Annotated in this window: 14 protein-coding genes; all 14 read right to left on the bottom strand. The window is 35.9% G+C overall.

The genetic code is table 11. The features are described from left to right. Positions 1–67: 67 nt before the first annotated feature. Complete coding sequence (locus ACY8D0_RS05020; protein WP_462409378.1) at positions 68–1,792, bottom strand: hypothetical protein; 1,725 nt, start codon at positions 1,790–1,792, stop codon at positions 68–70. An 18-nt stretch (positions 1,793–1,810) separates the two neighbouring features. Continuing rightward, positions 1,811–3,268 (bottom strand): Hsp70 family protein, encoded by a 1,458-nt coding sequence (locus tag ACY8D0_RS05015; protein ID WP_462409377.1) that lies wholly within the window; start codon positions 3,266–3,268, stop codon positions 1,811–1,813. Positions 3,269–3,282: 14 nt separating this feature from the next. Further along, positions 3,283–4,065, bottom strand: coding sequence for a hypothetical protein (locus ACY8D0_RS05010; protein ID WP_462409376.1), 783 nt, complete (start codon positions 4,063–4,065; stop codon positions 3,283–3,285). Positions 4,066–4,099: 34 nt separating this feature from the next. Then, positions 4,100–6,469 (bottom strand): Hsp70 family protein, encoded by a 2,370-nt coding sequence (locus tag ACY8D0_RS05005; protein ID WP_462409375.1) that lies wholly within the window; start codon positions 6,467–6,469, stop codon positions 4,100–4,102. A gap of 320 nt (positions 6,470–6,789) precedes the next feature. Beyond that, complete coding sequence (locus tag ACY8D0_RS05000; protein WP_462409374.1) at positions 6,790–7,959, bottom strand: hypothetical protein; 1,170 nt, start codon at positions 7,957–7,959, stop codon at positions 6,790–6,792. Between the two features lie 5 nt (positions 7,960–7,964). Then, positions 7,965–8,834 (bottom strand): hypothetical protein, encoded by an 870-nt coding sequence (locus tag ACY8D0_RS04995; protein WP_462409373.1) that lies wholly within the window; start codon positions 8,832–8,834, stop codon positions 7,965–7,967. Positions 8,835–8,901: 67 nt separating this feature from the next. Further along, the gene (locus tag ACY8D0_RS04990; protein ID WP_462409372.1) at positions 8,902–9,876 is read right to left on the bottom strand and encodes a DUF932 domain-containing protein; all 975 of its coding nucleotides are present in this window, start codon (positions 9,874–9,876) and stop codon (positions 8,902–8,904) included. A gap of 226 nt (positions 9,877–10,102) precedes the next feature. Continuing rightward, complete coding sequence (locus tag ACY8D0_RS04985) at positions 10,103–11,731, bottom strand: RecQ family ATP-dependent DNA helicase (RefSeq protein WP_462409371.1); 1,629 nt, start codon at positions 11,729–11,731, stop codon at positions 10,103–10,105. Then, positions 11,710–12,498 carry a hypothetical protein gene (locus tag ACY8D0_RS04980; protein ID WP_462409370.1) on the bottom strand — a complete coding sequence of 263 codons (789 nt, stop codon included), beginning with the start codon at positions 12,496–12,498 and terminating at the stop codon, positions 11,710–11,712. The genes ACY8D0_RS04985 and ACY8D0_RS04980 overlap by 22 nt, the downstream gene beginning before the upstream one ends. Before the next feature lie 301 nt (positions 12,499–12,799). Then, entirely contained in the window at positions 12,800–15,994 is a 3,195-nt protein-coding gene (locus ACY8D0_RS04975) for an AAA family ATPase (RefSeq protein WP_462409369.1), read from the bottom strand. A gap of 128 nt (positions 15,995–16,122) precedes the next feature. Then, a complete protein-coding gene (locus ACY8D0_RS04970; protein ID WP_462409368.1) occupies positions 16,123–16,620 on the bottom strand; it encodes a hypothetical protein in 498 nt (165 codons plus the stop codon). Between the two features lie 184 nt (positions 16,621–16,804). After that, positions 16,805–17,254 carry a hypothetical protein gene (locus ACY8D0_RS04965; protein ID WP_462409367.1) on the bottom strand — a complete coding sequence of 150 codons (450 nt, stop codon included), beginning with the start codon at positions 17,252–17,254 and terminating at the stop codon, positions 16,805–16,807. Between the two features lie 289 nt (positions 17,255–17,543). Next, a complete protein-coding gene (locus ACY8D0_RS04960) occupies positions 17,544–19,142 on the bottom strand; it encodes a virulence-associated E family protein (protein ID WP_462409366.1) in 1,599 nt (532 codons plus the stop codon). 836 nt (positions 19,143–19,978) lie between these two features. After that, positions 19,979–23,185, bottom strand: coding sequence for a DEAD/DEAH box helicase (locus ACY8D0_RS04955; RefSeq protein ID WP_462409365.1), 3,207 nt, complete (start codon positions 23,183–23,185; stop codon positions 19,979–19,981). Between the last annotated feature and the right edge of the window lie 22 nt (positions 23,186–23,207).

Genomic DNA, 23,207 nt, shown 5'->3' with positions numbered 1-23,207 from the left:
TCGAATCGAGCCTGTCAGAATAAGGGTTGAGATTTCCTTTTTCCAGGAAATCCCAATATCGGTCAGATTAATTGATTTTTATTTCTTCCTTAACGTGAATATTTGTGTCTACTTGATTAGTAGATTCCTGATTATTTTTTTCTGAATGAGGGGCCGACAGCTCAGTTGGTTGTTCCTCAGCTGGTTGCTCCTCAGCTGGCTGCTCATTTTCAATAGCTTTGTTGTTTAATAGTTCCTCTTTATGTTCTGCAACACTATTGTTTGTACTTGCATCATCTTCGTTTGACATTTCATTCATTACATCGGATTCCTTTGTTTCTTCAACAACTTCCTTTTCAGGAGCTTTGACAGCTTTTGCTTTTTTAAAGGCTATGTTTGTATCTTTCCAAACAAATTGTGATTCTTCAATTAAGTAGTAGCCTTCGTGCTTATACTCAAAAGTAACCACTGGCTCATAATCTTTACGATTTTCGTTCGTTATATGAATTTGTTCGCCCACCTTCAGTTCTTCACTTCGAACTAATCCGTGGTTTGTAAATAATGCTTGTATTCCTTTTAGTTTTTCGTCAGAATAGACGTCATCTAAATTTGTAAATTTTCCTGCAAATTCGGTTAACATTTGTTTTGTGACTTCTTTTCTCACAAGTTGTTCTACTTTTTTCGTTGTCATTGCTTCAATCTGCTCGTGTTCTTGCTTAAGCTTTTCATTTTCTGCTTTTAAACGTTCAATTTCTTTGCTCTGAGCAACATAATTGCGTGAAGCCAATGTTAATTGGTCAAGAATGAGCTGTGCTTGCTCTGACAATTCAATGATGACATCATCTTCATGATTAAACGGCTCTAACTTTTGTGTAATATTCACTTTATCCAGCTTGCTTTTCAAATCTTCAAGAACAGTTGTTTTACCTTGTAATTCCTCTACTGTTTCTTTTGTCTCATTCACCAATGATTTGATTCGGCTGATATTTTTAGAGGTATCATCTAATTGCAGTGTAACGGTGTCTCCAATTTTCCCTGGCAACTGGCTTATTTTTGAATCCATTTGTGAAAATGAAGAATTAATAGAATTAGAAATCTGATTCACACGTTCAGAATTCTTGTTAACAGAAGATGCAATATAAGACTTCTGGGTTTCTATTACTTCCTCAAAATCCGATTTAATTCTTCGTGGTAACCGGTGAAGTTTTTCGTCCAAATTTCTTGTCGTTTCTGGCATACTCTCTAAAGCAGGCTTTAAAAATGTATTTAAATCGTTCAATGTTATAGGCTGAGGATACTTTTCAACTAACTTTGTAATGCTATCAATCTTTTGGTTCGTTTTAACAAACTCTTCATGATTAGCCAGCTTGCCAAGCTCACTTTTAAGATCTTGATTTTGGTTGGTTAAAGTCTGATATCCATTATATAATTCGCCGAACTTGTCATTTAACTTTTCCTCTAGTATGCCGTCTATTAATCTTAATAATTCTTGATCAATTTTCACCGAATTTCCTCTTTCTTCTTTTGAGTCACCTCTACCACTTAAAAAATTTCGGTAAAAGGGTTGTTTAGAAGTTTGTTGTTCATTTGGTTTCTCTTGTTCATGATGGTCTGTTGGTTGCAAATTTTCTTCTTCCATCTTGACTTGGATTTTTCCTTTTCTTGTTAATTCATCAACTGTAGGTTTATATTTCTTGGTAGGATCAACTTTAAAAGTTATTCCAGTTTCAAAGTTTTTTGTAAATGTTTTACCTTTATTATTTATAATCGATACGGAAAAATCCTTTAGAACCGTATATTCTTTCACCGACATAGTCTTCCCTCCAAAATTTTAAACTCGGGCCAATTCGCCCTCACTTACAAATTTACTTTTTTCATCAAACGTCCTATAATACACCAAACCGCTGTCAGACATTTTTAATTGCAAGCGAATCACCCCACTCGGATAATCACGCTGGTTAACTACTATATAACCAGCTTCACTGCAATGCTCAACAAAGGGGGAATTGCCTTGGTAAATGACAACTTTTCCTTTTTGTTTATCTATTGGGATGGAAAAATCATAGAATGGTGAATATTGACCATACAGTTCATTACGCATTAAGATTGGCTTAATCGTTTTATTCGTAATCCTAACACCGAATCCGTGACTGGAACGGCGGATTACATTGATTTCATCACTACTGCCTACACTAATTCCGCAATAAATAGCAGCTCCCTTTCCCACTAATTCTCCTGGGTCATCCATCATTTTCGGTCGTTTTCCAAAGAAGTCTGTAACCCGCTTGGCAATCACCGGAATATTGCTTGTCCCACCGACAAGGATAATCTGATCGACCTCTGAAACTTTCACAGATACATCCTCTAATACTCGATCAAGTACATTATCAATCTTGTGTAAAAAGCTTCCCATTAGCCAACCTTCAAATTGGCTTCGTGTAATAACTTTCTCTAAAGGTTCCTCAACTATTTCGAACTTTTTAAAAATGTCATATTCCTGCATGTCTGATAATCCAATTTTAGTTTGACGAGCTTCTTCGAAAAGTTCATTTTGAAATCTCGGATCATGCAGAAGCTCTGAGCCTACATTCATCATTGCTAAAAACTTATCGGCAATAAGTTGATCGATATCTGCTCCACCTAAAAGACGATCCCCATCCGTATTTTTCACAATGACACTTTTGTTTCCGTCGAGACCGAGTATAGCATCAAATAATGTTACATCAAATGTTCCGCCGCCTAAATCAAATATTAGAACAGTTTCTTTCGAGCCCGGTTTCAACTCATCAAATAATCCGCTTGACAGCGCTGCGGCAACTGGTTCCTCTATTAAAGCTAAGACTGGTATACCGGCTTTTCTAGCAGCTGTTTCTATTTTCTTACGCTCTTTAGGCTCAAATGCATAAGGGACACTGATGACTGCACCTGTTATCTCTTTGCCTCCATAGATTGTTTCTACCCGCATTTTTATATATGTAAAAATGTCGGTGATAATCTCTGTAGCCATTTTCTTTTGGCCTCTTATTTCACGGAACCATCCATCATCATCCAAATGTCGTTTAATTTCACTAACACCATTCCAAGGATCTAATAGAATATGCTTGACAGCCTTTTTTCCCATAATCAAGTTGCCGGATTCTTCGTAATATACGACGTTATCCACATAGTTACTGGAGCCATATTCTGATGGGATTAAGTTAGGTACAGGAACAGCCATTTGTTTCTCATCATCCCACTTTGTTACATATAAAGTGGATGTACCAAAATCAATGCCTACATATAATGACAATGGTCCTCACCTCTTTATTTATCAAATTTCCATACGTAACATTGCCCTGCACATAAAGGTGCCTGGCCACTGTATCGCTGGTCATTGAAGAAGTATGGAAGCATTACCAAATCAGCAATTTTTCCGTGAAGAGCTTGATTATCGGTATTTTCAGGAATGAGTTCTAAATAATCATAATCTACATCCTGATTGACTTCGTAGATCTTTGTATAAATACCATATTGCTCAATAAATTCATTAAAAAAGTTAATCAGGTATTTATAATAGTTCGGACTGCTCTTTAAGCCTTCGAGGAGTGCGGGCATTACATGTGATAATAATCCTTCACCAAACGCTTTTTTTAGCACATCTTTCGCCTTTTCCTGCACTTCAGCGACATCATTACATTCATCAAATGATGTTCTTAAGGTCATTTGTAGCCGTTTTTGAAATTGAATAACATACTTTGGAATAATTTGTATATTTCTTTTCACTTCTTCAGGTATTGATTCCTGATCAAGGACCCCCTTAAGTTTGCCCAATAATTCCATTGTGTCTTCTTTCATAATGGAAATGACAAGCTTTTGAAACATTGTCCCATTCGTTACATTTTCATAAAGGGCTGGGATTTCATTTTTTTCGATATGCATTTGTTCGATAATATGTCCCTTTGTTTCAGGAAGCTCCTGTTCCACTACTGGATCTGAAAATAACGGAGTATGAATAAAAATAATCCCTCTTTTTTCAAACAATTTTCTTCCTTTATTTAGAACCTCACGCATTCCCTCATATGTGATTTTCTTTAACTGACCGGTCATATAAGCAACTCCTTTTTAAACTAAAACTTAAATGCTACTTTGCACTGTGTTTCGTTATATGTCCATGTGATAACAGTTTGCCTGTCACTTTGTCCTTTACTTCTGCAGCAACATTTAGTCCATATTTTTTAGACATTTCAAAGGTAATTTCCACATCAACATCTGTTCTCACACGTGGCGGAATATTGGAAATGGTTAATTTCTCAATATGCATCATATCTTCGTCAGTAGTATATAGACATCGGCTGCTTGCATCTCCGCGGTAGACATTAATTTCAAGCGTTTCGGCATAATCATGCAATGGCATGAGCGTAACGGTCTCACGAGCGGGCAGTTCAGAGCCGCTTGGAATGACAACCTGAAAATCAATTCTATTTTTTAGCACACCAAAATGATGCATGGTTTTATCAAAGATGACAGGTTTATCAGTAATGCCGCCTTTGCGCCCAAACTCGCTGGCAGCGTAGATCGCTGCACCTTCGGCAATAACTAAAGCTGCATTTTTTTCGTAATTAGGTTTAAAACCAAAAGCAGCTTCCACTTGTTGCTGAACATAAGGAATTAACGAAGTTCCTCCAGCAAGAACTGTGATGTCAATGTCGCTGTATTGCAAGGCAGCTCTCTGCAAAGCATTGGATGTCTTTTGCAGTGTGCGTTGAACGAACTTTGCAATCCATGTTTCAAATGATTTACGTTGAATATTAAATTCAAATGGCCGTTTCTCGCCTGGAGCAACGAATAATGAAACAAGAAAAGGAGCCGTATCAAATTCAGACAGCTGTACCTTTAGCTCTTCTGCTGCTTTGTACATTGCCGCCTTATTTTTTTGATGCTCTTCTTCACTTATGCCTAGGGATTCAGGTTCATCCAAAATGATGTCATGGTCATCCTCTAGCATGTCCATCATTTTATCAACAATCGTACGGGTTATATCTTCCCCGCCTAATTTTACATCTCCGTCATCACCAAGGTTTCTGTATTTTCCATCTGCTTCCGTCTCAATAATGGAAACGTCAAACGTACCACCACCCCAGTCATAAACCAGGATTTTTTTCGCAATGCTGGAATCATATCCATAGGCAATCGCCGCTGCGAAAGGCTCTCGGATTAATCGGACCTCGTCAAAGCCCGCAGCATACGCTGCCTGGCGAGTTGCGTCTTCCTGCTGCGGAGTAAAAGAAGCTGGAATGCCAATCGCAGCTTTTGTGACACTACCTAATTCTTTCATGGCACGTTCGCGCAAGTGACGTAAAAACAATTGTGTTGCTTCTTCTGCGGAAACTTTAAATGTAGATTCCGAGGGTTCCAGTTTCATTGTCATCTCTAACCGAAACTCATCATAGTTTTGGGTTTTGACATTGACAATATTGGCTTTTTGGCGCAATCCACGATCGTTTGTTATCAAAACGGGATTCTCACTGTTTAGCTTTAAAGCAATCGACAGAATTTTGTTATCATTTTTATCGTTAATTGTCGTTCCTTTGAAAAAATCATCCGGCAATAATGTTAAATCAGAATTCTCATAACGAACTCGATCTTTGTGCTTGAGTAAATAATCAAGAGCTTTTTCAGCCTGGAACTTGGTAGACGGATTTGTTTCAATATGATAGTTTAATTCTTCTGATACTGTAACAGGCACGCAAATAGTATCCTCATTCCTAAATTGCTTAACTAAGTCAGGAACATCTATAAACACATTGGTATCGACCACATATGTAACTTTGTCGGAGTCTACGGGCTTGCTTTCAGAGTTGAGTTTTTGATATTTCACTTGGAAATAGCGATCCTTCAAATCGCCCAGCTTTCTTTTGAAATAGCGAATTCCGCTTTCAGGGTTTATTACGCGCTTATTGACAGCTTGTTTGCCAAACACAATTTTGTCCGGCTCTTCAAAATAAACAGCACTTGGAATAATGGACTCAGATCCAAATTTTAACGTCTTTACCGATCCGCCATCATAGTAGGTAACAACGGAATTAGTTGTTCCAAGGTCAATCCCAATTTCCCGGCCTTCTGTCAAACTTAGCACGAGATCTTCAAGCTCTTCTTCTTCCTCGGTAACTACTCTATCACTAAACTCAGTTTCTTTTATCTCATCGGTAGCTGGAACTTCATCGTCATCGATTTCATCTGAGTTTGCCTCAACTATTTTTGAAGCAAAATCATCATCAAATTTTTCTGTTAACAATTTATCTTCATCATGTTCAGTAGACTCATCGAATTCTGATTCCATCTCGTTTTCATCAGTACTCAAATCAAATTCATAAATATCGGAGTCATCATTAAAATCATCCTCTTCAACAAACCCTTTTACAGGCTCGTCTGTTGTACCCATATCCTCCACATGAATAGACGTGTCCTCTCCCCCAAACTCCTGTTCGATTTCATCTGACTTTTTTGTCATTTGTATTACCACTCCCTAAAAGTAGTCTGTTTCGGCTTTACAGATAAGTAGAAATAGTCAAAAAAAATGAGACTTTATATCTATTTAACTATCAAATAACAATTAAATAACAATTAAACTGATACAATTTTATCATATTTTTTATCTAAAATTGTCGATAATTACAAAAAAATGGTTTACCATTTTCTGTTTTTTATTTTACTTTATCCAGTATTAGAAAAATTTTCGTTTGATTCAGTTGAGAATATATTAATAAAAAATAACCATCATACTTGATGGTCTCAGCTTGTTGAAAAAATGGTGAGTCTGCTGCTTATTTATTATTCTAGTTGCTCAATTGCTTCATTCACATACATGAGATGCTTCATAAACGCATTATTTAGCCTTCGAAAGTCTTCCACTTTCAACTTTCCAAAGCAGTTTTCTTCCCATTCTTTGACGGTTTGTTCAACTATCTCATAGCCTTTATTTTCTATGTATTCAGATATGCTTTTATTTTTAAGTTCAGCTAATGGCAGGACATATAGCTGCTGTAGAAAAAAATGGTAGTATCTTGTAACAACCTCTTGAATATCCTGCTTCCTCTTTTCTATGGCCTTATCCTTTGTTAAAACACCAACCAATACCGTTGCAATCGCTGCAAAAATCGCGATTGGCGGAAAAACATTAAACATTGCGTAAGTCAGTGTGTGCCAGCCCATTGCAAGCCCCACGGTACCAAATACTGCAGAGCTGATTCCCATTGCCAAAACTTTTTCCGCTTCTCCGTAATGAAAATCAATGGTTAAATTCTCTTTTGCTGACTGAGTAAGAGAAAAGGCAGATAACCTTTTGATATCCGGGCTATTGACGGCAATCTTTCGGATCCATGCATCTTTATATCTTTGTATGGCATTTTCAAAGATTCCTGTCACGCGATCCGTAACCTTTTGATTGCTAAGATGCTTTTCCAAAACCATTTCCACAATCGTTTTGGTATCAATAAGATAGGTTTCATCAATCACTTTTTTTCCTTGAATTTCCTTTGATAACAAATTGATCCCGTTTATGGCACCATTCACAAGCTGGCCGCTTTTTTTAGTTGTATCCCGAAGTCCACTGTACCAAGTTCCATCTTGTTCAATTTCTTTAAACATCTCTGCTTTTTTTTGCTGTAAAAATTGAAGCACATTCTGCTCAATTTCATTCATAAAACGGTGATACACCTCAGGCAAAAATTCCAGCAGTTTATTTTTCTTCAATGAAATTTCATCAGTGATCGTTAAATACTGACTGCTCTGTGCCTGCATACTAATCTGCTCTTTCATTAGAACGAGCTGAAGTTGTTCTTTTGTTACAGCCTTTAATATGAGTTCATGATTTTCCTTTACGGCTGCTTTTAAAGATTGCTCAATGTTTTCGCCCATTACGGGATCTATTTTTTTAATATCAGAAAAAACCATTCGAAATGCTTCCAACCCTATGATTTCTTTTTTATATGGAATGTACAAATTTCTCACCTCCTTATGGATAAAGATACTTTCCGAAGAATAGAAGAAGTTGGTTTGACTAATTCTTTTACCCGCAAAAATGTTTTTTCCGGTTGATCAATGGCATAGTTTAGACTGATGGCAGCAGCAACAGAAGCCAAACATCCAATCCACACGGGACCACCGACTAAACTTCCCGTAAGCAGCGCCCCACCTGATACAATCGCTCCTTTTCCTCCCTGAAAAATTACTTCCTTTTTACTATCGCTTTTTACAATGGAATACACTAAGCTGCTTGCCGCTACCGGAAAAAGAACGGGATTACCACTGGCAACAGAGGATAGAAGATAGGCACCTGAAAGTCTGGACAAACAGGCGGGGTCTTTCTTTTTCCCAACCATTAAAGTCGATAACATCGCAATTGTCCCTCCCAGTAATTCCGGTCCATTAACGGTTAAGGCATCTACTAAAAAAGGTTTGGATATGCCAAAGGGCATGACAAGTTGCGAAAGCGCATCCAATTGATGAGATGTTAATGAAAAAAAGGGATTAATACCGGATACAGAGGCAACATCCCTTAACAAATGTTCTCCCGCTTGTAAAAACTCTGTTACAAAAGAATCATCCGCTTTAACATTTTGTACAGCGCGAAAAGCACCCCAAACAGTATGTTGTCCATCAAGCAGGTGATGAAAAGCAGAACCTCCAACATGAGTTTGGTTATAAACAGAGTCAATCGCTTGATCATATTCATCAAAATTGTAATTGAATTGTTGTGCCATCCATTTAGCTAAAGAATGACCGGCGGTTACAAAACCAGTATCAATTGCAATAGGAATTTTTCCATCACCCAAAAAACCATTTCGAACATTCTTTAATCTCTTATTGTGCTCCATTTCCCCCTCACAATCCTCCACGGGGTCAGTCCCTCATCTTTTGCAAGTAGCTGACCCAATATTTGAGCTATGCAGATTTCATAGAATCCAGAGCCATAATAAATGCCTTCTTCTTTATTGCTTCACCATCACCGAACCAAATCCTTTTCAAAAGTTTTTTATCCCCCAATTTATAATCCGATGGGTGGTCAACATATTGAGTTACAGCATTGTAAGCTGCCCAAAGGGTCCCTCCAATCTTTAGTTCTTTAACCCCAAAACCTTCTTCAAAATTTTTCATCAATTGATTTTGAATATTAATATTTATATTCCTTTTAGCTAATTGGCTATCTGTTTTAATTTCATTCAGACCAATTATAGGAAACAAACTATTAAAATACTCTATTGCTTTCTTTTCATTCAATGAATGATTCACCATCTTTTTAAAATGTTCCTCTACTTTTAAATAAACATTGTTGATATTTTCCACTGCAATTTGTACATCCACAAGCTTTTGATGCATGTTTGTGATATGTTTAATTTTTGTTGTTTCTCCTTCGTTTAATGCAATATTTAGCGTATTCTGACAGACAACTCTAATTGGTGTGAATTTTATATTTACTGCAGATTGGCCATCGTGGCTATTACTTAAAAGTAAATATTTATTAACAGAGTCATCTTTATGTACCTCAAATGTAGGATTTACCTTTATTTTTGCTAAAATCCAAATAATTTCTCCATTCCCGATAGCCCCTGCAGTTTCATATTCTAAAAATTTGCTTGTTATCAGGGGATCAAAAAAATTAAACGCATCACTATTTTGTAATGGCTTATATCCCTTCCCGACTACCCCTAATACTTTCTGATTATCATTTCTTATTATTCCATAGTAATTATTTACTCTACTTCCGTATTCGGTATAAAGATCCACTTTGTTTACTTCCCAATCTAAACCTGCATAAATTATAGCAGCCTTAGTGTCTGGTGGCTGATTTAGTGAAATGCCAGCTTTATGCCAGGGCATGTCACCTACATAAAACATACTTTCCACATTTGCCGTCATTATTAACCCTCCTAAAATGAATTAAACTATTAGTACTTAACCTGTCGTAATTGTCCTTGGCCTACAATAATAATTTCATTGAATTTATCATACAGACCATTAATAATAAATAATGTAGCCTTTTAAACTATCTCCAAGCAAATAGTCTTTTCTTTCAATATTTATATAGAACTTCATTCATATAGTAACTAATCTGTAACCCTTGCTTTTAGAAACTGAGCATATATTAATAAGGTACCCCTAAAATATCCCCGATGTATGCATCTAAATACATTGCACTGCACAGTCCTTTTAATTCTGACAAACGTTCAAGTTTAAACTTTTCAACTTCTAAACTTTCATTGATTATTTCTTCACATTTATCTTGAGGCAAGCTATTATGATAGCCTTTTAAAAATAATGTTCTTTCTGTTGCAGGCAGAGTTCTAACATTTCCTTTCAGCTCCTCTGCGAAAACATGGTCAATTAACTTTTGCAGTGGTATGCCAGTTCTTTTCTCGGCTAATAGGAATTGGTTTCTTGGTTTTATTTTTGTTAAGACTTCCGTCCATAAACTCGTATTATTTTTTAATTTTATTGAAAGTGGTGAGCCATAAACATCACCAATATTTTCACAGATGCCGTGTTTTTCAAAGACTCTTTTAACTAACGAAAGATTTGCACTTCCCCAACTTCCATCATTATTATAAATAACTTCCCATTTCACATATGTTTTTTTGTCTGCTTTATTAGTTAGAGCAAGGTGTTCAAACCCTTTTTCAAGATCTTTTTGAGTTAGTGTATTACCACGAATTCGGCCAGCTTTACGGTCAAAGTTTGTTTCTGACCAGAGCATAAGACAATGACAAATTGGACATTTTCTTTTGTCTCTCGCTCCACGGCCGACATGTTGATAGTATTCCTCTATGGATTCTGGAATTTGATAATGAATTACTCCATCTATATCTGGGATATTTATACCCATTCCAAAAGCTGTAGTTGAAAAAAGAACCTTAATCTTACCAGATTTGAATTCCTCTAAAACTCTTTTTTTCTCTGAATATGACAATTTTGCATGAAAGTAATCACTCTCAGGTAAGTTAGAGGATAATTCTTCACACTTTTTTCGGCTATATAAATAGACCAGTGCCTTTTTTAAATTATTATCTTGAATGAATTGGAGCAGTTCATCCCATTTATCTTCTTCAGACCTAACTTCTTTTAAATTAAGTTTTAGATTATCTCTAATCACATTGTTATTTACTTTTTCATAATCAATTTCAAATTCAGCTTTAATGTCTTTTCTTGCTTTCAATCCAAGTGTTGCAGTTAAGGCAAGTATTGTTGGATTATGCCCATTCTCTTTTAAAAATTCAATGAACGGGCGAATGTTTCCATAGTCAGGTCTAAAATCTATCCCCCATTGACTTATGCAATGAGCTTCATCAATTGTAACCATTGAGATGTTAAGTCCTGAAGCCAAAAGAGCGGATCTAAAGAAATAATTAAAAAGTCTTTCTGGGGAAACATAGATAAGTTTTGGATTCATTTTTTTTAATGATCTTAACAATTTTCTCTGCTCTTCAAACGATAAGTCACTATTTAATGACAAGGCAGGAATCTTCCGAGCATTTAACTCCTGAACCTGCTCATCCATCAATGCCTTTAATGGAGAAATAACAATTGTAGTACCGGGCAGCTTTAAAGCAGCCATTTGAAATATTAAAGATTTTCCACCCCCAGTCGGAACTATACACAAAGAATTTTCTTTGTTTAAAATCCTTTTTATAACATCATTCTGGTAATCATGGAGACTTTTAATTTCTGGAAAATGCTTGGTGAGAATGTCCTGCATTAAGCTCTCACCAACTTCCATTTATTTAAGAAATCTGCCTGTTCCTTATGCTGCTGAAAAATTTCGTTTAGAAATAAATTAACATAACCAAAGCGTTTCTTTTGATTTATGCTAATATTGTACTTACTTAAGTTATCCTCAAGAAGATTACAAATATAATTACACAAGATAGAAAACCTATCATATTCGTACTCCCAATAAAATGAGGTTCGATGTTTACCGTCATTCTCTTCATCAATTACGAACTCATCGCATTCATCAGTTAAATAATACATTGCCCAGCCGCTACGTCTGGTCATAATGGCAAAATGACTTGGATAAATTCTATGTAAAAGTTCAGATCTAATCCCCAATCCGATAATACCAGGAAGGAACATCTTATCCTCATCTAAAAATTCCAATTTAAGATCGACAATTGATTTGGCCTTTTTGAAGTTAACTCTGTTAGCAACGTTCTTCATATAATTATCTGTTTCAATCAAGATGTCTTTCACAGTGTTAAAAATAGCTGAACCAGGAGTTTGGTGAAATTTACTTTTATATAAATCCAAGTCTGGATCTGGAGTTCTTAAGGCTCCCTTTACTGTCCATAATTTTTCGGCAAACACATCTTTAAATTCCTGGAATTCATATTTTTCATCATTACTATCATCAAATAAATCAAGTTCAAAGGAGTCAACAAATTCATCTTGATACTTATCGATGTCTTTTTCCCATTTTTGAATAGTTGATTTTAATTTTTTGATTTCAGAGCTATTATTCTTAGATACCCGCATTCCATTTGGCAAAACTACTTCTCCAGCATTTACAATACCAAAGACTTTTGCCCAATAAATCGGGAAATTGGCAGCTAACTTCTTTTAAATTATACTTAAATCCTGGTACTCCCAATCCATTCAAAACTCCCCCTTTAAAAATAGTCACATTGACCTACCAAACTTATATTTATTTCTACTTTCCGGCAATATATTCCTGTTATTTTAAAGGAAATTTTATCGAAACCTGTAAAAGGATAAGAGGCAAACCAACAGGCTTGCCTCCAATAATGTTTACTCTAAAAAAATTTAACTAATTTAATTAACAAAGGGATTATTCCTCATTTAAAATGACGTTCCTGACAAGCTGATCAATTTTTTGAGAGTTAATGCCGCCATTTGGATTTTCTTCTGTAATAATTAGAACCTTATCATCTTCCAGGCTTGCCTCTGTATGGAGTACAAACCCACTTTTTAAATAAGCATTTAGTTTTCTTTGCCATTTTTCACGGTAATTTTCGAGGGTCATCATTCCTAGATGCTCCCAGTAAAATTTTTGACCAGTTGGAAGGTAATCGATTGTAAAGTCTGGTTTTAACTCAAGTCCATCATTCATTTTTAGTTTGTTTTCATAGCCATAAGTAAGAACACCTTGTTTCTCATATTTATAGAGGCAATTAGCAATAATGACTTCATTCTTCGAAATCATATATTCTCCGCGTTCCGAAACATTTACATATCGACTGTCTAAACGTTTGTTGTTGATTTCCTTGATATTTGGCAAATAAAATAAGTCTGTCAATCTTCCCGCAGTCTCGGAGAATTCATCCGAAGTAAAACGTAAGAAATCTTCAAAATCACCTTGATGCAGGATAATGATTTTTTCCTCTTGTCTTGTAAGTGCAGTATATAGCAATTCCCTCGATAATATTGGACTTGATGCCGGCAGAATAAAGAACACCTTCTTAAAACCGCTTCCCTGCGCCTTATGAACACTGATACAATAAGCTAATTCCATTGGCTGATTGCCATCCTCGCTCAGTTCATTGGGGAAGAATACGTAGCTGTAACCCGGTTGCGTTGAAAAAGAAATTTCAATCTTTGGCTCTCCTTTTCCATTACTATTTTTCCCACGAAATTCTCCTGTAAGGACACCTATTTCACCGTTTGCGATATAATTCATGGCCACTGCCTTCTTTTCCATTGGTTTAATCCAACGATCAGGCCCCCAAACTGTGTTTTTAAGATTGATGACTTTATCACCGTAAACAATATTATCGGATCCTTTTGGCTTTGCCACTTTCCGCTTTACAAAGAATTTGCTATTCTCTGGCTGAATATTATAGGCAAGGTCAATAAATGACTTGCGATACTTTGTTTGAATATGTTTATTAATCTCTTTAACCCCATAACCATATCCATTAATAGGTGATAGGATCTGCCAGTTTTCAATTTCCTTCTCAGCAAAACCTGAATTGAAATATTGGTAATCTCCAACATCCTTTGCTCCAATTCGGAGATTAAAATCGTGCTCCTCATGAGCCTCTTCTAACTCAAGTTCTTCTCTAAGAATCCTTCCCAGGTTTGAATGTAGGTCCGTACTGTCGTACCACTTAACTAAGCGTAAATTGGGAGTTAAATCCTCACCACCTTGTTTTTGAGCATATAATTCATAAAATCTGTCCAAATCATGCTTATTTAAACGATCGCCAAAACACCTACTCAGAACTACATCAATCCGATCTTCAGTAACGTTTCCTGCATCATCTTGTCTTAAGATTTGAATCAGTTCTGCATACGCAGGGGCCATTTTTAAATTTTCGTCTTCAAATTTTTCAGGTTGAAAGAGCTTAACAATATCCATAAATGGCCTGCCAGTACCAATAGGTGGTAGCTGACGGTAGTCTCCAACAAGGATAATTCGTTCAACACTTCCTAATGCATCAAAAACAGCGGCCAATTGTTCCTCTGATAGCATGGAGGCTTCATCAATAATAACCGTTCTGCATCCAGTATATTTACTTGCTTCAGGGTTAATAAAATAATGACCGGTCTTACCATCATAGCGCTTATGCGTATATAGAAATTGGGCTACCGTTTTTGCATTATGCCCCAGTTTCACCCTTGCTTTTCCCGTCGGAGCCAGTTTTAAAACTCCTCCTGCTTTAATTTCTGGTATTTCTTCGAAGATCTTTAATAGGGTTGTTTTCCCTGAACCAGCTGGTCCTATTAATACAGAAAATCGATAATTACTCAAGATATTTAGTGCTTCGGCTTTCTCTTTTCTGGCAAGAAGATCCTTTTCGGTAGGATTCTTTTTTGCATCACGCTCTCTAAAAACAGGATAATTGTTTATTAAAGAAAGCCAATCATGCTTGATAGAGAATGTCCGTTTTAAGATAATTTCTTTATTTATACGTGTATTTATTACCTTCTTGATAACAACAAGCCGCTTAAGTTTATGGTAGATGATTAATTTTTCATCTTTAGATTGAATAGGGATGATAGATTCTTTATAAAAGTCAAGTTCCCTGTACACTGACAAAATATCTTCGTTTATTGGACATGGCGGATCAAGTGGTAAAATGGCAATGCGTTCCAAAACTTCCTGCTCAGGTAAAAGGGAATGGCCTAAAGAAGCTGCATGTTCCAAAATGTTTACTTCAAGCGCTCTTACACGTCTTTCATCCAGAAAATCTTCCATTTCAGCAGGCTTTGGAACTGGAAATGCCAAACGAACCTTTTCAACTGGAAGAATGGCTTTATCGACTTGTTGAAAGGAAAGTCCACTGTCTATAAACCGAGTATTTTCATATAAAATATATGGGTTTTCAAAAATTTGCGAGATGGACCCTATTTTTTCGTTATGATTCTTTACTACATAGGCCGCTTGTTCATTTGTCATTTGAGCTCGGCTTAATAGCAGAATAAATTCCTTTTTCTCCTTGGAAGTCAATTTCCACAATCGCCGATTCGTTGGAGTGATTAAATTCATCCCTTTTTCTTTTAATATACTACCAGGGTTCGTCATTTCTTTTTCAAAAATATCCCATGGATTTACTGCTAATAAATCGCCATGCTTATGTAAAATATATTTTTCTATCTCCCAGGCAATGGCATTGGCATTTTCAAACCCAAGTGCAGCTAGCACAGGCCCCATACCTGGGAAAGCTCCACGCATATCCCAAATTTCCGCAATTCGGTCATCAATCCAATTTAACTCACGTGTAAAATCAGACTCTAAAATTTGGGAAGCATTTTTTAATGCAGTAGCCATATTAAATAACGCGTCAAGAGCCGTGTCATGTTCCACTAACTCGGATGCATATGAAAATTGTCTACGATCTGGTGCAAGTGCAATATAATCACGATAATTTAAGTCAACCTGTGTTTCTTTTTGATAAGCAAGAACTTCATGGTATGGCAGGAGAATTCCGTCCTGAGAATCTTCTGTTAATGTATGTCCTATACATCGGTCCCAAATAAAACTTGTATGTCCTTTATATCCCTCTGGATAGCGATAATTCAACAACTCTCCAACATACTTTACCTTAGCTACCCCAACAATTACCCGCTCATTTGGTTCAGAAATAGGTGTATGCTTTGCATAGAAAAAGACAAGTGATTGATGTGGCTTTAAACATCCAAAAAATGAATTTAATAATTCCTTCTGATTATCGGGATGCTGGACCCAATGTTCTCGGTAAAACCAAGGTCTAGATTTGCTTCTTTTTCAGGATCATAATCTAAATCGTACTGTTTAGCCTTCTCAGACTCATGAGTAGATTTATCTTTCATCATCCATAAAAACGGAACAGCATTAAAAGAATAAGGTTTATGTTGATAAACTCCGGGCTTAAAATCCCTAAAAAGCGGATTGATTTTTTGCCAAGCGTGATTAATTTCACGAATATATTCATATTTAGATAAAAATGTTCCCTTCTCTGCAATACAAGGTGGTACGGCATGATGTTCCAGTTCTGACATCTTTTTTCCAGCATTATGTATTTCCTTATCTGGTTCTTTTTCTGAATCAACTCGTGGCAAAATTCTGCAAAAGGAGTTATCTAAAACATTACAACATATATTACCGTTCCATTTATCATCATGCCAGGGCACTCTTGCCGAGAGATGTTTAATTGGGAGAGCTTTCAACTTACCTTCCTCCTATATATATATAATTTTCGCTCTATATTAAGATTCGGAAATTAGGTATAATTTTCCTTCCTTTCAGTTGAATTTCCTTTTCGATGCAAATCAATAAGTAAAAAAAGCTGCACACCTTATAAAAAGAAATGCAACTTTTAACGGTAAGTTAAAGGAATTTTGTAACCTTCATTTATGAAGCATGATTATTATTCTTCACCTTCCTTAATGGTTCAATTAGAGCACATCCACGTAATCCTCGGTACCACCTAGTAGTAATAGTTTTATAGGATATCCCATAAAGTTCTGCCCATTCTATCAGCGGCTTTTTTTCACCATTTATTACCGCATATTTTGTTGACCTTTTATTCCGGCATTGTTCATTCATAGTAATCCATTTACAGTTTAAGGGCTCATAATTTCCGTTTACATCAATTCTCTCAATAGACAAATGATCCTCATATCCATTTTCGATTGCCCATTTATAAAAGCTCAAAAAGTCATTACCCCATGCTTCACACATTTTAATGCCTCTACCGCCATAATTCTTGTAATTAGATGCCTTTGGGTTGTTGCAGCGATCTTTAATTTTCCGCCATAAACTATGGATTCTTGTATTTGATAGACCATGTAGGGTTGCCATAGCTACTTTCCTCCTTTATTTACTGTTGGAAAGTAACCACTTCATTAAGTTATTTCAATAGAAAAAATAGGTAATTTTATTATCATTTCAAGTTAGGTATACACAACATATCTCGGAAATTAAACCTAAAGTAGTCTAAAAAAATGCCTAGCCGAAGGCAGTTGAATGAATTATAAAAGTTAATACCTTTCTTCCATATGAAAAAATAAGTACATTACTTCAGATTTACATTACTAATGAAAATCTGAAAATGTACTTATTCACAACATATAGATAAACTACAATTAGATTAATTCACTTGAAGCTCGTAATCAGAATCAAGATCTAATTGATTAAATAAATTTAAATCAATTTTGGTCAAATCTGGAATATCTTGATTAGGATAGCCTTTTGGTCGATTAAAAACTACACATTTACCGTAGTCTGGTATATTTTTTCTTGTACCCTTTGTCCAGCCTAGGTTTTGGAGTATCTCACTTATATTATGAGAATCCCATTTCGACATATCGTTGCTCCTAAGAAGGGCCTTGTCCCAAATTTCCCCTGCACAAACATACTCTTTTCTATGGATATGCTGATCAAGATAATTTCGAATAGTCTGTTCAAGTGGATCCTCTATTGTATAAAGTTCCTGAACCTCCATTGCCATTTCAGCTACTTCATCAGACAAGTTAAGTGGTTCGCCGCTTATATATAATTCATATGCTTCCGCCCAGATTTGGGCAATTTCTTCTGGTGTTAAATCGTTAAATACATTTTTGGTTTCTTGACCTTTATTGCAAGAAACAATCCAAAAGCGACGATTACCTGTACTATCAGTTAATATTTCATGTTTATTGGTAGTTCCAATGAAAACTGAATGACGTGGATTTTCCTGGACATTACGTGAATATGCCTCACGAAAGTTGTCAGAACGTCTGGACAAAAAGCCTTTAATTTCTTCAACCTCTTTCTTTTTAAATTGCGACATTTCTGCCATCTCTATAATCCAAGCACGCTTTAGTTTCTCTCCAGCTTCCTTACTGTCGAATTTATCCAAGTTATCCTCGAAATATCCTCCTGACAATCGAGTACACAACTCGGATTTACCGATACCTTGGGCACCTCTTAAAACAATCATTTCGTCAAATTTACATCCTGGCTCGAATACCCGCTTTACTGCTGCTATAAACCATTTACGCGTTACTGATCGAGTATATTTATTGTCATCAGCACCGAAATATTCAATAAAAATGCTTTCAACTCGTTCTTTCCCATCCCATTTCTCAGATTGGATGAAATCTTTGATTGGATGAAAGCGATTTTCTGTCATTGTATTGCTAAGAGCATTGTTAATCAAATCTTTTCCACGAATATCAAATTCTCTATCCAACCAATGTCGTAATTGCCTGTCATCCATATCTGTCCACGGTTCAAATGGTTCATCTGAATACATCCTATTGCGCCATGGTAAATCGCCCTTAATAACTTCTCTACCTGCAAATTCATTATAAGCAAGTACGCCAAGGAATATTTCACAAGAGAAAATCTTTTCAAGGTTTCTGGCATTCGATACAACCCGATCATTATATCGCTCCAGTTCTTTATTGACAGTAGCAATCACACTTGATACATTAATTGCAGGTTCGGTAATCATATTAATCATATTCCTTAAGTTAGTAATTTTGTCATCCTCATAGTTATTCAATGCTTCTTGTATGGTGTCAGAAGGAGCTTCTATTAATTTACTGAAATTGTCTTTCGATAGACTAAGCAAATCACAAACCATTGAAACTTGTTCACTAGTTACCGTTCCTTCTTGCCACATAGCACTTAGCACTAATTCCCATTCAAGATTTTCTTCTTCTGAAGCTCCAACCAAATGGAGCTCTTTTTCTAGTTTATTCATTTATGCAATCCCCTTTTATGGTTATTTGTTAGTTAGGTTGTTTTCCTGACACATGTATCAAAACCACTAGTGCAATAAATGTCAAAACCAATTTATGTAAAATGTTTGGTCCATTTTAATCTTTGGTCAACTTTTAAGTCCATCATAAGTCACTGAGAAAACTATTAAACTGAGCAGTTTAACCAATATTTAATTAAAAAGGACCAAAAAGACTTAAGATTTTTAACAAGTGTTATTTTCACTATCTTTCTATCAATGGACTACACGCAAACAACTGGCTTTATAAAAAAGTTTCTTAAATCTTTGGTCCTTTGGTCTTTTAGTCAATTTCACAATGATTGGTACTATTAATGTAAATAATTCCTATTATTTCATCACTCCTAAACAAAAGATGCAATCATTGGTAAGAATTTGGTACATTAATCATGTCATAGGTACCCTTCTATAGCTGTGTTATCTTGTGAATGATTGAATCCTATAATGTATAAGCGTTCATTCTATATTTCAACAGAAGTATTGGAAACACTACTAACCTGTATCTTTTTGAAACTTGTGTCCTTAACCTTTTACTGATGGGGGTGGGCACCGAAGGATTTGAAAAAATAACTTTCATAACACTACTTCCCCCTCGAAAAAATTTCATATTTTTTGCCCTATAGGGCGTCAAGTCAGGAATTTGTTAATTAACGTGGCAGGATTCAAGTAAAATTGGATATCACCCATAGCAACGGGTAATAATTAAAGCCTCCTAAAATTGGAGGCTTTTTTAAGACCATTTATTGAATCATTAAAAAATGGTATCGTTAAGTAATTTTATGAAACGAATAGAACCATTTTTAGAATAAGAACATTTCTTCCCTGACCGAGCGTTCCTCTACTATTTGCCCATTCTGTACTACATAAATGTAGACCTTCTCCAAAATTTCACCTAAGTCTTCCAAGTGCTCTTCCGTAAATGTAAAGCCGCTGTCATTAGTGACAATAATGTATCTCTCCTCGCCAGTGAATCGTTCACTGTAGAAGTCAACTAATGCCAAATTATCAAACATCTTAACATTTTGGCGGCCATTTTGCTTATCGTAATCCTCTACGATCTGTTGATAATCTGCTGCCAAAACTCGGGTGGACCTTCCAGTTGGTATTAATTCCAATTGAATAATCCTCTTGGGAGGCTTCATGGTAATGTTTCTTTGACGGTCGATTAATGCTGTACGCTCTTCCTTCTTAGCATCTATATCAATGAGTTGCGCATTCATTTGGTTGATTAGCGCTGAATTTTTGTTATCAAAATTCTCCATCTGATATTTTTCTAATTTGGACAGTGTATCATTATATTGGCTATTAAAGGCTTTTGTTAAGTAGTTCGATAATTTATTTAACTGAACTTCCCTCTTTGAACGAACACTATCCCTTACTTTAATCGCAGCAGCCAATGCTTTCTTCATCATTTCGGAGTCTTGCAGAACATTAAGTTCAGTTAATGGATCTTCAAATTTGCCTAGCGACAACCAGTATGGGTCTAATTGAATAATCGTGCCGTCCTGTCTTTTTCCCAAATAAATGAGGGCATTTTGAAGTTCCTTCCCGGTTCCATCGTTTACGGAAAGACTGTATATTTCTATATTTAGCTGATCGGGTACATCATATGAAACCATATAACGACCAAGCGCATGTTTTCCACTATCTAGTTTTGTCATTTCTAAAGCCAATTGATAAATTGGATTATCCTCTTGTATCAATGGAATATCTGGTTCAACATATTCCTTGTATCCTGTAAACCTGTAAGTTTCTGAATTACTCAAATTTAACTGTGGAAATGATTCACGAAGGAACTTTGGAATACGCTCGATTCGCTTCACTTTGCCCTCATTTGATTCTAAAATACGAACATTTCGCTTTTTTAAAATATAATCTACAAAGGAGTCATGCACACGATAAGGAATCTTCCTAACAGTAATATCACTTTGTTCACGCTTGAGTGATGGTACATCAATTGTTTCCTCATCCAGTCGCTCTTCTTTCAGCACTTTTAACAGTTTTAGGTTTTCTTCTGAAATGGCTTTGTCCATTTTTGAAACAACATCATCTAACTTCTCTCGGTGTAAAATTGCATCTTGCATTAGAGATGATAAACTGTCAAAATAGTCATCTAAAACTTCTCCGATAAAATTGTAAACAAGATCCGAGCCTAAATCCTCTTTCATTTTTTCCATCTTTTCAAGCAGACGGGTCATTACATGACCTTCACGGGTATTTTGTGCCACTAAATTAAAGATAAAGACTTCATTCTTTTGACCAATACGGTGAATACGCCCCATCCGCTGCTCCAACTTATTTGGATTCCAGGGAATATCATAATTGATCATTTGATTACAAAACTGCAGGTTAATGGATTCACCACCAGCATCTGTAGCAATCATTATTTGACATTCATTCCGAAACATCTCAACCTGCCGCCTGCGCTCATCCATGGAAAAACTACCGACTATTTTTGCAATTTTAGGAACCCGCTCTATTAACTTTCGCTCCAAATAATGTAATGTATCCGCAGCTTCTGTAAATATTAGTATCTTCTCTCCCTGGTGAAGTAGCCCATCAATCCCAAATAATGTTTCTTCAAGCTCTTGATATTTTCTTTCGATTGTATAATTTTTAAGATATGTGGTTTTGGACAAAAGACGTTTAAGTTCTTTTAATTCTATCTCAAGTTCTTTAGTGTCAATAATATCAATTGCCTGCTCGAGCCTTTTATCCAACATCTCTTGCTGCTCGTTAGACTCCTCGTTGTACTCAGCTAAATCCAATTTCTCAATCATCTTTAAATATTTATTCCGTTCTTGCTCTGTTTGCTGATAAAGCTTTTTTAACCGTTTGTAACGGCGCTCTAATGACAAATGAATCGCTTCAATAGAAGAGCTTAACCGGCGTTGCAATAGCATCATGGCAAAAGCTGTACTGTTTTTCCCGTTATTCATGGCTCGATTGAAATGATCCCTTACATAATCGGTAACAGCGTCATATAGATCAAGCTCTTCATCTGTTAAATGATATTGAATGGTTTTAGTTGTCCGCTTTGGAAAAATCGGTGTGCCATCAAAATTCACTAAATTCTCTTTTAATCTTCTTATAATAAATGGATTACCTTTCTCTCTCAGAGTTTCATTAACTCCAGTACTTGAAAATATATCTTCATCAATGAGCCTCATCAGGTGGCGGAAGTTTTCCATATCTCCCTTGTGAGGAGTCGCAGTAAGTAATAAACAATTTGGAGCTTTTCTTAAAATAACTTCACCCAATTGATAAAGCTTTGTCCGTGTAGTCTTTTTCTTTATTGTTCCATGTGTATATGCGGCCATTTTGTGGGCCTCATCAACAATAATTAAATCGAATTGGGCCTCATTAATTAGCTGTTTAACATCATCCTTAGCGGCCCAATAAACGGAAGCTAAGCAGTGATTGTTTGCTATAAATGGATTTTTCCCACCATATTCATTCACAACGGACCGATTAATAATATGGAAGGACTCTTGGAATTTTTCCTGCAATTCTTCCTGCCATTGCTTTAAAACAAGAGGTGGAACCAATATCAATATTCTTTCCACACTATGTCTTGCTTTAAGTTCCTTAATAAGCATACCAGACATTATCGTCTTTCCTGCCCCTGGATCATCCGCCAATAAAAATCGGACCTGTGGTACTTGCAGCATTCGTCCATAAACTGCTTCAATTTGGTGTGGCAATGGTAAGACATTTGCATTTCCCAATGCCCTTGTCTTCGCATACATCGCTTCATTTTGCATTGCATTATAAAGCAAGTAATGGTGGATATCCTGCGAACTTAATTGTTGGTTTTCGGATTCATGCGTATTTAATCGCTCCATTGAATTAAATGCATCTTTTTCTACTAACAGTTCAAAGAATTGATTCGAATTTCGCCCTATCGCTTCAATCACATAAAAAGTATCATCGATTGCTTCACATTTCTTTATTTCCACTATCTCAGGAAATTGCGGCCCCTTGACTAAATCACCAATTTTCAACATAGGAATCCCCCCTACAAAAGAA

It is taken from the genome of Neobacillus camarae (assembly GCF_054950115.1).
This window is presented reverse-complemented; position numbering and strand designations above follow the sequence as displayed.